The organism is Variovorax xiamenensis (assembly GCF_050916385.1).
Classification (GTDB): Bacteria; Pseudomonadota; Gammaproteobacteria; order Burkholderiales; family Burkholderiaceae_C; genus Variovorax.
In genome coordinates this window covers 5,967,103-5,978,407 of record NZ_CP139038.1, presented here as the reverse complement: position 1 = coordinate 5,978,407, position 11,305 = coordinate 5,967,103, and the positions used below count along the sequence as shown (strand labels likewise).

The 11,305-nt window shown below is 56.8% G+C and carries 10 protein-coding genes; 5 read left to right on the top strand and 5 right to left on the bottom strand.

Annotation, left to right across the window (positions count from 1 at the left end):
* Positions 1–387: 387 nt before the first annotated feature.
* The 3 genes from SFB74_RS27310 to SFB74_RS27300 all read right to left on the bottom strand — a co-directional run bounded on the left by SFB74_RS27310 (position 388) and on the right by SFB74_RS27300 (position 4,153).
* The gene (locus SFB74_RS27310; RefSeq protein WP_432727546.1) at positions 388–2,712 is read right to left on the bottom strand and encodes a phage/plasmid primase, P4 family; all 2,325 of its coding nucleotides are present in this window, start codon (positions 2,710–2,712) and stop codon (positions 388–390) included.
* Positions 2,709–2,978, bottom strand: coding sequence for a helix-turn-helix transcriptional regulator (locus SFB74_RS27305; RefSeq protein ID WP_432727545.1), 270 nt, complete (start codon positions 2,976–2,978; stop codon positions 2,709–2,711). Before SFB74_RS27305 ends, SFB74_RS27310 begins: the two co-directional genes overlap by 4 nt.
* Positions 2,979–3,235: 257 nt before the next feature.
* A complete protein-coding gene (locus SFB74_RS27300; protein WP_432727544.1) occupies positions 3,236–4,153 on the bottom strand; it encodes a hypothetical protein in 918 nt (305 codons plus the stop codon).
* A 557-nt stretch (positions 4,154–4,710) separates the two neighbouring features.
* Here SFB74_RS27300 and SFB74_RS27295 point away from each other — a divergent pair.
* Positions 4,711–5,412, top strand: a complete 702-nt coding sequence (locus tag SFB74_RS27295; RefSeq protein ID WP_432727543.1) for a hypothetical protein — start codon at positions 4,711–4,713, stop codon at positions 5,410–5,412.
* 524 nt (positions 5,413–5,936) lie between these two features.
* Here SFB74_RS27295 and SFB74_RS27290 read toward each other — a convergent pair.
* Together SFB74_RS27290 and SFB74_RS27285 are read right to left on the bottom strand one after the other, a co-directional pair.
* Positions 5,937–6,260 carry a hypothetical protein gene (locus SFB74_RS27290; RefSeq protein WP_432727541.1) on the bottom strand — a complete coding sequence of 108 codons (324 nt, stop codon included), beginning with the start codon at positions 6,258–6,260 and terminating at the stop codon, positions 5,937–5,939.
* Positions 6,261–6,301: 41 nt separating this feature from the next.
* Positions 6,302–6,583, bottom strand: coding sequence for a hypothetical protein (locus SFB74_RS27285; RefSeq protein ID WP_432727540.1), 282 nt, complete (start codon positions 6,581–6,583; stop codon positions 6,302–6,304).
* 1,900 nt (positions 6,584–8,483) lie between these two features.
* Here SFB74_RS27285 and SFB74_RS27280 point away from each other — a divergent pair.
* From SFB74_RS27280 to SFB74_RS27265, 4 genes are all read left to right on the top strand, one after another.
* Entirely contained in the window at positions 8,484–8,966 is a 483-nt protein-coding gene (locus SFB74_RS27280) for a hypothetical protein (RefSeq protein WP_432727538.1), read from the top strand.
* 253 nt (positions 8,967–9,219) lie between these two features.
* Positions 9,220–9,465: an HHHH-motif protein gene (locus SFB74_RS27275; protein WP_432727536.1), complete on the top strand. Its 246-nt coding sequence runs from the start codon at positions 9,220–9,222 to the stop codon at positions 9,463–9,465.
* Between the two features lie 3 nt (positions 9,466–9,468).
* Positions 9,469–9,912 (top strand): hypothetical protein, encoded by a 444-nt coding sequence (locus SFB74_RS27270; protein WP_432727535.1) that lies wholly within the window; start codon positions 9,469–9,471, stop codon positions 9,910–9,912.
* A gap of 218 nt (positions 9,913–10,130) precedes the next feature.
* Complete coding sequence (locus tag SFB74_RS27265) at positions 10,131–10,646, top strand: hypothetical protein (protein ID WP_432727534.1); 516 nt, start codon at positions 10,131–10,133, stop codon at positions 10,644–10,646.
* The last annotated feature ends 659 nt before the right edge of the window (positions 10,647–11,305 follow it).

Here is an 11,305-nt window from a genome sequence, read left to right as displayed (position 1 = left end):
GAGTGGGCGTTAGAGCGAAGGGGTACTTGCTATGACCGAGAACGCTGTCGTTCCACAATACATCCCGACGTTCCCCAGGGAGTTGGGCGACTTCGCTAGAGACTGCGGGGAGAGTTCTTCCTCCGCTGGGCGCGGGCTATATCGGCGTCGAGTTCAAAAATTGACAATGGCGTGAGCGCCAATCGGCGTCTTGCTTCCCATGAAGTGCATTCGAAAAGAGCGTCGAAGAATCAGCCGCAAGATCTGTGGCAGGTAAAGGGTCGCGCAGGCCGTTGCGCCGTCTACCGATGGGCCATGATGATGATGATGGTGGGATGGGCCGAGCCGGGCCGGCCGCCGCACTGGTTGGCATTGCACCAACCCGGGCAGGAGCATGCCCGGCAGGCCCTAGCCGTTGCTTCGGCCCGGAGCTGGAGTCACGAGGCGCAGGCCTTCGAAGAAGCTGCCGCTGCTGCGGCGCTTGTGCACGAAACCTTTCTTTTCCATACGCTGCGGAAACTCCTTGTTCGACAGGGGTTTGCGCTTGGCTCCGCGCGTGTAGCGGGCGTAGCTGTCGTAGGCGTCGCTGGCGGCAACGCGGCCATCAGCATCGAGCCGGCAGCACTCGGTGATCCACGCCTGCACTGAATCGGCGCTCGCCATCAGGGCCTTGCGGCAGTCGCTCACTGCCTCGCAGGCGCCCAGGCCGTCGCGGGCATAGGCAACTGCTCCGCGCAGCAGCCACATCAGGATGCCCGCGTGCTCTTTCCCGAGCTTGGCTTCCAGATCAGGATCGGCCTTCTTGCCTCGGAAGTTGGCCGTGAACGGCAGCGGCACCAGACGGCGCCACATCGCCAGATCGCGGGCCTCGATCTCGGGCATCGCGTTCGTTGACAACCACAGTTTGCCCGGTGGCGTGAAGGTCACCTGCTCGCCGTAGGTCGGGCGGGCCGATAGCGGGTCGCCGCCTGCGAACTGCTTCACGAAGGCCTCGTCCAAACTGTCCTTCGACAGTTCCGTGCAAACCACGAAACGCGCCCGTTGCAGCGGCGTGAGTGCCGGGCTCGGCGAATGGGGGCTGCTCGAATACGCCCGCGTCAGCACGTTCGGTGCGATCGCGTGTGCGTACTGGTCCAGCACGGCCTTGATCGTGCGCATCAGCACCCCCTTGCCATTGCCGCCCGGACCGATCACCAAGAAGAACTTCTGCTCCTTCGCATGGCCGAACAGCGAGTAGCCCAAGACGCGCTGCACATACCGTCCGAACTCTTGGTCATCGCGAACCACCCCTTGGATGAAGCGGTCCCACGTTGGGCATTTGGCGCCAGGGTCATAGGCGACAGGAACGCGGAACAACAGGCCATCGGCGGGCGTGGCCGGACGCCATTCACCGTTGAGCAGGTCGATCACGCCTTCCTTGACGGCCAGGAGGTTAGGGTTGCTGTTGAAGGCGCTGGCATCGATGTGCATGTCTGGCAGCAACTGCGCATGGTTCGCGATGGCTTTCAGGCTCGACGCGCTGCGAAAGCCGCGCAACCCCTCGGCGAAACCGCCACCGCGCGCCAGGTTCAAGGTCGCCACCATTTCCCGCGCGGCCATCTGCGGGCGGTGCGCAGCGGGTGCCCAGATCGTGCCATCGAACTCGTACCACTGATTGGTCTTGGGGTCATAGCGCAGCGTGTCGCGGTACAGTTGGCAGAACTGTTCGGCCAGCGACGATTCGTCGAAACTGCGCTTCGTGTTGGCTGCGTCTCCCTGTTCCAGCTTCGCCACGTAGAACAGCGTGCCCAGCGTAACGCCGCCGCCTGGCTTGAAGCCGTCCCACGTGCTGCGCTGGGTTTCAGGATCGTGCTTGGACGACTTGCGCGACCAATCGTCCCAGAGCGAGAAGCCGGACTCCGAAGCGTCCCAGCCGTGCAAGGCCATGCCCACGCGCATCCAGATATTCCGATCGTCGGCGGGGATCGCGGCCAGTGCGGCGATGATGCGTTCGCGTTCCAGCTTGCGCTGGATGGCGGCATCGGGCGGCGGTGCCAACGAGATAGTGGGTGCGGCAGGCGAAGCGTTGTCGATGGGCGCATCCTTGTTTTCCGCGCGCAGCCGCGTCAAGATCGCGGCATCCAGCGTCAGTCCCAAGCCGTCGATGAGCTTGCGCAGCTTCAGCGGTTTGGGATTCTTCGCTATGTACACGATCTTCACCGGCTCCGCGTCCGGGTACTTCGTGTTGAAGGTTCCCGGCATACGCATGAGGCGGCCGATGTCGCTCACGCTGGGGTCGGTGCCGAAGAGTTGGGCGAGCGCCTTCTGCACCGGGGAAAAGGCCCAGATGGGGCAATCGTCAATCAGCCAGTAAGCGTGGAGCTTGTTCTTCGAGCTACGCACGATCATGTGCGGTTTCACCGGCAGAGCGAGCAGATCCTTCTTCGTCAGTTCGCCCTTGTCCTTGTCGATGAAAACGGCGTTGACCTTGAAAAAGTTGGACTTGATGCGCTTGCCCTCGCGACTGCTGTTGACGGCCATGCAAACGCTCAAGCCATCGGCGCTGGCCTCGATGATGCGCTCATCGAACTCATCGTTCAGGCGACCGTAGTAGGTCTGTCCAATCCCGAATTCGCCCTTTTGGAAGGATAGGAAATGCGCTGACGCCTTGCCGTGGAGGAACTGCTTGAATCGGCCGCGCATGCCCTTGACCTCGGGGTCGCGCAGCGCCTTGATGCGGGATGCTCGGCTCATGCTTGTGCACCTCGCATGCTCTGAGTATTCTGGTCGAAGGCCTTCTGCTTTTCGAGACGCGCGTTGCGCTCGCTAATGCGGGCTTCGAGCCAGGCCGCGACCTCGGCTTCCACCCACGCGACGGTGCGCGGGCCGGTGGGCACTGGGGCGGGAAAGTCACCGGCATCCACGCGATTTGCGAGGGTGGACTTGCTCCAACCGGTGAGGGCCAAAACCTTGGGGCGGCGCATTAGCGCCAGCGATTTCGCGGCAATCACGAGGTCCACGGCCCGCTCATCGCGTGATGCCGTGGGATGAGGGCACGCCTCGAAAGGTGCGGTGTTGTGCGGCAGTGCTTGCGCAGGCGACAGAGCGCGAAGCAAGACTTGAGAAGAGGATAGCGCGTGCGGCGATGTCGGGGGAAGGGGCGGTGCCATCAAGAATCTCCTTTGAACAGTGGCAGCCAGCGAAGGTGCTGGAGCCGCGACTGTTTCAAAGGAGAAGCTTTTTCAGAAACGAATTCGGGCGAATTCGCTTGACAAACTCAACGAATGCGCTTTCTTGGCAAGCCGAAGGCGTCCCTCAACTGCGTCTCGATGGCATATTCCTTCATGTCGATGGCAATGCCTACTTTCTCGAATTCGGCCAAGATGTCATTTGCAAACTTGGCAACCGAGCTGTGATCGGGCACGCCGTGATGCAGTTCGACAAGGGCACGGATGAACTTGACGGCGCTGCCCTCCACGCGCGGCGAACCCGATTTATCTTCCCTGGGTTGTCTGCTTTTACCTGGATCAGCACCTGCTTCTTCGACACTATCGACCCAATCGCGAGGGATCGGCAGGCCGGCAGCAGCAAGTTCCAATTCGTCAACGGGTTGCGGCAGAGGGCCAAATTGGCGGCGCAGGGCTTGCAAGGCACTCACCACATCCACGTATTTGTCTTGGGTGTCGGGAAGCAGGGCAGACGAAGGATGAGTGTTGAAATATAGAACGCTCGGTGCTGGCAAATTCCGTTCGGCTGTCAGATTTGCGCGGATGAAGCGGATTCTTTGATGAAATTCGTTTTTGAGGCGTTTTTCTTGAAGAATTTCTTCCCGGACGCCGGAAGTCGGGCGATAGCCCATGCTAAGCATGACAACCATCCATACCTTGATGGCTCGATGGCCGTGAAATTCGGATGCCTTTAATGCAAAGGCGGAATCTCGGATTGCCGTGTCTGAGGCACCATTGTTATTGAGGTTGCCGTTGTCGGAGGAAGGGTGCAGGTCGATCATTACATGGTCCTTTGGGATCGAATGCAAGACGCCAACATCCATTATTATTCTTTGTTGATTAAAGGTTGTTGTAGTTCTTTGCGCTGGTTGAAGAAAGCTAGGCAATTCCGTGTCGCCATCTTCAAGACAGCACGAGAAAGTGAGGGCTTTTTGAGCTGTTTTGAAATGCTCAAAAGAAGCCTCCATTGATTCACGTATCTGTAAGCAGATGAAGACACGATCTTTCTATATGGAGGCGAACACTGGAAACACAAGGGTGAACGAAAATCTGGCGTGGGGCGAGTGAAGAGCGAACGAAAAGCGACGTACTTGTCTTCAGTCTGAAGATGATCAGTTGTTGACCTTTGTCTGCCCTTTTCCGAGGAAGGGGGAGGGGAACCAAGGTTAGTGTAGGCAGTGTAGGCTTTTTTTGTAATCTTTTAAAAAAGAATACAACCCTAGCCAATGCTGCCCCACAACCCTGAGTCTGCCTACACTGCCTACATCCTGGTCCACACCTCCCGGTATCGAGGTAAGAGGCAAAGGGGTCATAGGATGGCAGTCAACGTGATCTGCATAGCCAAGGTGACTCAGGGTGGGTGATGGTTATGTTCGCTCCATTTGCAACTTTCTTCAGGGGGATTTGATTGCTAGCATCGATATTGAGTCAATTGGAGTCTCGTGCATCAACGCTTGAGCAACAATCTGCAGCCCTTTCGGGCACTGCGTCCAAATGCACTTCGGATAGTCAAAACGATGGCCATATGGAGAATTTTCAACTGTGGAGCGGCATGGCCGATGTGGGTGACAACCTGCTGGCCGCAGCAAAGCCTCAGATTCCCGCCAGGCTGCTCAAAGAGTCAACACGCGAACTTTTAATGTCCACGGCGCCAGTTGTCGTGATGGGAGAATACAGGCTGCGTCCGCCAGATGATTATTTTGTGAAGACTGGGAGTCCTGTTCCCAGGCCGGCTAATCCATCAGGGCCTGATGCGTGCGGCGTCGAATTGAGCTTGATGTTTTGCCGAGGGTATCCACAAGCCTTTCCGCGCCGAGAGCCTATTCGCGCCAATTCGCATCTGACGATTCAGTTTTCGGTGTGGGGCCGGCGAGAACGATTGGCATTGCTCGACCTGTTTGCCGATCATCGCCGGCTGGTTGAACGCTTGCTCGATATTCCCGGTTTGGTGGCCAACACTGCCACTGGGGAGGCGGAAGGTATGTCTCGGCGGACCGGCGCATTCGAGTGCCTGAGTCGTTACACCGAAATTGAGGACGATCCCGAGAACTACATATCGATCAGCAAAGAGTTTCCAGCGGAAGCGAGGGTGCCGGAGCTACTGACGGCTCTAGTGCCGCTCTCGATCCTCTACGACGCGTGCTATGGCTATTGCAAACCTCGGAAGGCCAGAGACCGACTGCTTGCTTATGCGGCAGGCTTGATCGGTAAGACGGCTGTCTCGTAACAGGAAGCGCCCGATTCCTACCTGTAGCACCATCCCAACACATTGCACGGGATTTTCACAATGATCGGATCAAACCCATTGGAACTCCCGTGTATCGGAGCTGATATCGATGAGCAGGTTTTGACGACCGTTCGCTATATGGTTGGTGCGCGGCGTGACGCCGACGACCCACGTGCATCGCCGGCCGTTTGTATACTCGCACTGAGTATTGGGCACTGCCAGGGCCATCATCAAACGCCTGTTCCATATTCGGTTTCGCGCAGGCAATCCTGCCCTTCTGGCACTGGACCAACCCGTCACAAGGCGGGCTCCGGGCTCTGATTCTTTGGGATCAGGCTAGTGGGGCAAAGCTGGAATTGGCTGCCACACTTGGCCCCCAAAATCACAATCGACGGAGATGTCGATGCGTTCCGTGTGTTTTTGCTGCATCCAGATCGCTCTGCGAGTGAAGGAAGAAGCAGGGCCAGGGCTGCTTGAATTCGATCGCTTGGACTTTTTTGATAGGTTGAGCACCTAGCTCACTCTTACTTCGGCGCTACCTGCAAAGATGGCTCAGCTTCTAGTCGACGCCGGCAATCGGCGCTCACAATCTCTTGGAGGGCTGCTTGAAGCTGCGGCCAGGAGGGAAACACGAACACCTTTTGTCGGTATGCCCAGATCGCTCCGTAGGCCTTGAGCGTGGATTTGAATTCAAGGGGGCAATCGATCAAAACAGGCCGCGTCTGCTCGTTCTTGCGCTCCATTTCAAAAGCAGCGCAGCCGAGAGTCGTTGCAAGGGCTTGCGCCGCTTCCATTGCAGCGACGATGGACCTTGAGTTCGGCTCTGCCAGATGATCGGTCTTACACATTACCACGGAATCTTCATTAGAAAAGTTCGATCTTCTCACTTCTATCTGATACTGGTTAGTGCTTGCCAGTTTGACGATGCTCGTGTTGCTTCAACCATCTTTCTTCTTTGGCGCCGCGACCCTTTCAGAGTGAGTGCCATGTCGTTGTTGCATGGCAATTTCGCCAGGAATGTCGATGCAACCAGCGCGGCCGTGCGATCCATTTCAAGAAGTCTCAGCACTGCAAGTTTCTCATCGAGTACGCGATCGTCTTCTACATGCAGGCTCTTGATCCTCACAAGAACATCAGAGGCCAGATCACGATCAACTTCGTGCGCGGCCATCGGGCACGAGCCAATCGTTGACGACGCTGCGATGCATTTTTCAAAAACGACGATGACGGTTCTTTATCGATATAGATCGTTGCCGTCGATTGAAACTGGAATACTCATTGGGCATGCGAAACACCCCTCATCCGCGACTTCACTTGCCATCCTTGTTCATCACGTTTGATCCTTGCTTATTGGCTTCTGCTAAGTGCTCGCACCTGCTGGCTGCGGCACAGCGTTGCTAAAGGTATGCTGCCATCCGGGCGTGCCGCACAGTGCGATCCTCTTGTCGAGCCGCACGCTCATGCGCGCCCAGCGCGGAGAAGGTCGAATTGAAATCGCACCACTGGCTGCGGGCGCTGCAAGGCCGTCGCACTCGGTGAAGCCATTGGCCTCTACGCTTGGTAGGGCAGGCCTGCGAGTCACCATTGCCGTGAATCAGCGTCACGATGCTGCCATTGTCTCCGACGGGAATCACATACAAATCATTGACCTGTGAAGAACTCGCATCATCGACTGCGACCAGATTCGTGCCCTCCGAGGCGTCGCGTCGATTTGCTTGAAGTACCGATGCCAGTCGTCACTGGTGTCGTTGTCCCAGACCTTCGTCCTATCGGTACTCGTCGGCGTACTGTTGTCAGTCGCACCGATCCTCAAGGGGGTGTTTGTTGACGAGTTGAGTCCGAACATGGGTACGAAGTTTTCGATCCCCGCGCGCGGGCAATGTCAGTTTTCAACGTGGTTTCGCTATTCAGTTGCTGAGCCCATGCCGAACTGGTTGTACCGAGAAGCGCCGCCACAATTGCGGCATCGACGACGGAGACGAGAACGGTGCTGCGCTTAGCTTGAGTGCAGCCGACTTCGGACGGCGCGCCCCGCGTTTCTTGCACGTCATCCCAGATGACGGGAAATGCCTTACTCATCTTTGAAATTCTTAACTATCAGCATCCAAAAGGAGACATCAAATCGCCCCGGCCAGACGGCTTAATTTGACTCGCGTGCGTCGTTTCGCGCCCTAGATACATGACTCCGAATGCAGCAGCCAGTTCTGGAGCGATGGCACAACGAGGACGGAAATTTATCTCGCTACAAAGAGATGGGGTAAATCGTTTCGCTCTATTTGTCGGGTAGCCGACAAAAAACAATGTCTTATCCCTGGAAGTGTGAATAACTCCGCTGATAGAGCGTTCCGCTACAAGCGCCTGTCCTCTGCTTGAGTAACATAACGGAAAATTAAGACGTTGCCGATATTCTTGGTGTCAGCCGCTCGGTGCCTCTCTGGTTGAATAACCAACTGACGGATGACTGCTTGATGCGCTTCCCGAGCTTGGTGTAGAGCCCAACCGTTCGGATCTCGTGTTCGCGCGAATATTGCGAGGAATTAGAAGGTGAAAAGATGGTTGAAGCTGGGTGCTGCTAGCTCCGTAATTGTCGCTCTGAGCGGCTGTAGTTCACTTTTGTTGGAAGGCGGCTCGGCAGGTGCTGGTATCGCAGCAAGTGCTGTCTCGAGCGCAGTCACTACCAATGCCACCGTCGCAACGGGAATCGGCATTGGAATGCAGTCCATTGCGCGTGCCGGGATTCAGTATGAGCAGCGTAAGGTGCACGGAGAAGCCCAGCAGCAGATTGCAAGAGTCGCCGGCCCCCTCGGGCTCGGTCAGGTTCAGCATTGGAAGACCGGGCTGTCGCTACCCCTTGAGCCCGATGAGGCCGGTCGAGTCACGGTCAGTCGAATCATCAGTGCAGGCAGACTGGAGTGCAAGGAAATCGTTGTTGCACTCGATCAAAGCGGCAAAGATGCACTGCCGGCGAGCGAGTTCTATGTAGCTTCAATCTGTCGAAGCGGTAGGCAGTGGAGCTGGGCGTCGGCAGAGCCAGCAACCGCGCGCTGGGGTTCGCTCCAGTGAATCGATGGATGTACCTCGCTACATCTGCCAGCTTGCTCCTGCTTGCAGGGTGCAGCTCCGTCGGTGGGCTTACAGGTGCCATTGCGGGGGCTGCATCAGGATCTGTAACCGCAAATCCCGCAGTTGGTGTAGCTGTCGGTATCGGTGTGAAGGCGGGAGTCGACGAATCCATCAACTATCTCCTTCGCTATTGGACGCATGAGGAACAGATGCGCATCGCGTCCGTAGTAGGAGAACTGAAAGCGGGTCAGATCCGGGCTTGGGCTGTGCACCACAAGGTTCCCTATGACAACAAGGAAGGCCAGGTGACCGTCGTGCGCATCTTTGAAACACCGCTAGCGACATGCAAGGAGGCTCTTTTCTCGGTCGATGACGCGGAAGTCCCGACTTCTGGAAGACCGCATTTCATCGCCACAATTTGCCGTGGAGCAAGAAGTTGGAACTGGGCTGTCGCTGAGCCTGCGGTGCAGCGATGGGGTGCGCTGCAATAGCGGCTTGAATTCGCGGGTCGATCTCCCCTGAATTTCTTCATCAGCCAGCTCTCAAGCAGATCCCGACACGTGTCACAAGATCTAGCCAAGTGGCTCGCTTCTTCGAGTAGCTGAAATGCAGATGCAGCTCGGCTAATGAAGAAGAACTTGATTGAGACTTGGTTCGGTCCCTCTCGGCATAGTCCTAGCTTGATCAGCACGCCCATGAAGTAATTCACGTTATGCATCTTCTGCTGATAGAGGCCAAGTCTCTATGCGTCGCCTGAAATATGAGGCCCTTCGTTGTTGTCAATGTGCGTCGCGTCGGCGGTGCGTTTCGGCGCTGTCCCTTAGAAAGAATCTCATGACGATCAAGCAGATCCTCCTTTCCAGTATTGCTGCGTTCACCGCATTTGCTACGCTATCTCCAACACTCGCATCGGCGACACCGCACCGAACGCACAAGGTTTGCAAGTGGGACGCGCGCCATGATCATCGCGTTTGCCATTGGGTGCGCTGAACCGTGTCGCGGGTAATCACGGTTTACCGGTTCGCTCTTGCGGTCGTGCTTCTTGCTTCCGCCACGACGTCCTTCTCGGGCATGCCGCGGGATGCGGAGTTGGATCAGGCGCTTCAGGGTGTTTGGTGTGATTCGGACGATGCTGGCCTGACTTGTCGTGGGTATGAAGAATATTTGAAGGGCGTCAGCTTCAGCTGCGGCATCACACTCGAAACCGGAGACAACTACGCCTTCTCGATGCGCTATTCAGTCCAGGGCACTCGCGTTTGCAGCGCAATTTCTGCCGACATCGTCGGACTCCCTCCACTGACACCGGGTGCGCAAGTTTGCAAAGAAATTCTCGGGTTCAACGATGGCACGATGAACTATCGATTGGATGGAACTCAGAAGATCATGACGGCCTATCGCGTCTCTCGTGACCCGATGACTTGCTTGGGGGGAAATTAACAAGATCTTGACGCGACGCACCGCGCTGCATATTGCAATCGTCACCCGCCAGTATCGGCGATGTACTACTGGCATTGGCCTGCATCCAATCGCTTCGAATTCTGGTGAATTCGACGTCGTTCACGAGGCGTGGCTCCAATCTCACTCCTCCTACAGCCGTGCTGCGAATGGCGCTAGATGACCCGACGTCTGACCCCGTGAATCCTTGAAGCAGCACCATGAAAAATTTCAATTCCTATTGCACCTTGATCGCCGCCGCGCTGGCTTTGATTGGTTGCGCATCACGCCTGCCGGCTACAGATGTGCCAGCGACCGCGATAGCTTCTACGCAGACCACCGTAACCTCTGCGCAGACCGCCATGGCGTTTGAGACCATCTGCCTAAAGACGGCACCAAGCTTTGGTGGGGCGGTCGACGCGGCAAAGTCGCTCGGCATCACTGAGTTCAGCGAACTAGACTCCGCCCGCTTCGGCAGGACCAAAGACAACAGTTTGGGTGTTCAGATCGAACTCGGTATCGAGTGCGCGATCATCACGCCTTCGCAGGCTGATCGGACGCTCTCATTGAAATTTGGAGCAGCCATTGCACGTTTCGCCCATGGTCATGCACCCGGCCGGTTTCCAGTGGCCATCGTCGTCGACGGCCAGCCGTTCATCTTTCAGCATGACCGGCAAAGCGGCGAGGCGCTGGTCATGCTCAAGCCTGATTCGACGCGCAGTGCTGATCGCAAATGAACCGACTTGACGATGCGAGCAAGCACATGCGGCCATTGTGTATGGAGCTGCCACGATTTGTGATGCTGTTCTCGCGATTTTGGCAGCCTCGATTGTGAGATGGCCACGAGCTTTCGGCATAGGGATCGAGCTTGCTTGAGCTCGTCCGCCTGGCGCAGCGCGACATTTCGTCGTCCGCATCCAGGCATTTCTTAATGGTTTTGCAGAACAATTAAATGCGAGGCCACCCAAGACGCTGGGCTTTCATGCATCCGCTGAGATGCTCGGCTGCAGTAGCCGGTTGAATCGCCGTGTGTTTAGGACACCTATAGCGTGCTCAAATTTGAGTGCTGGTTAAGACTGACCTGGGCTTGGCGATGGTTGCGACGGGAAGGCGTGAATGCTCCCGTCCAGTAAAGCGGACAGCAAGCTCACATATGGCAGTGCCTCTCGGTTGTTTACCACTCGTGTTAGGAGGACTTTGCGGCGCTGAATGCGATCATCCGTCAGCCCGAGGTTGTAGACCACTGCCCAACAGCCGGCCGTGTGGCGAAGTCTTCATTTTTGAAAATTCCGAAGATCGCTTGATCCAACGACATGAGGTGCTCCTGCGCAGCGAGGTTCGAAGAATGATCATCCCTTCGACTGAGATGGAACTGCCCCTAGTTCGGCGATCGCGT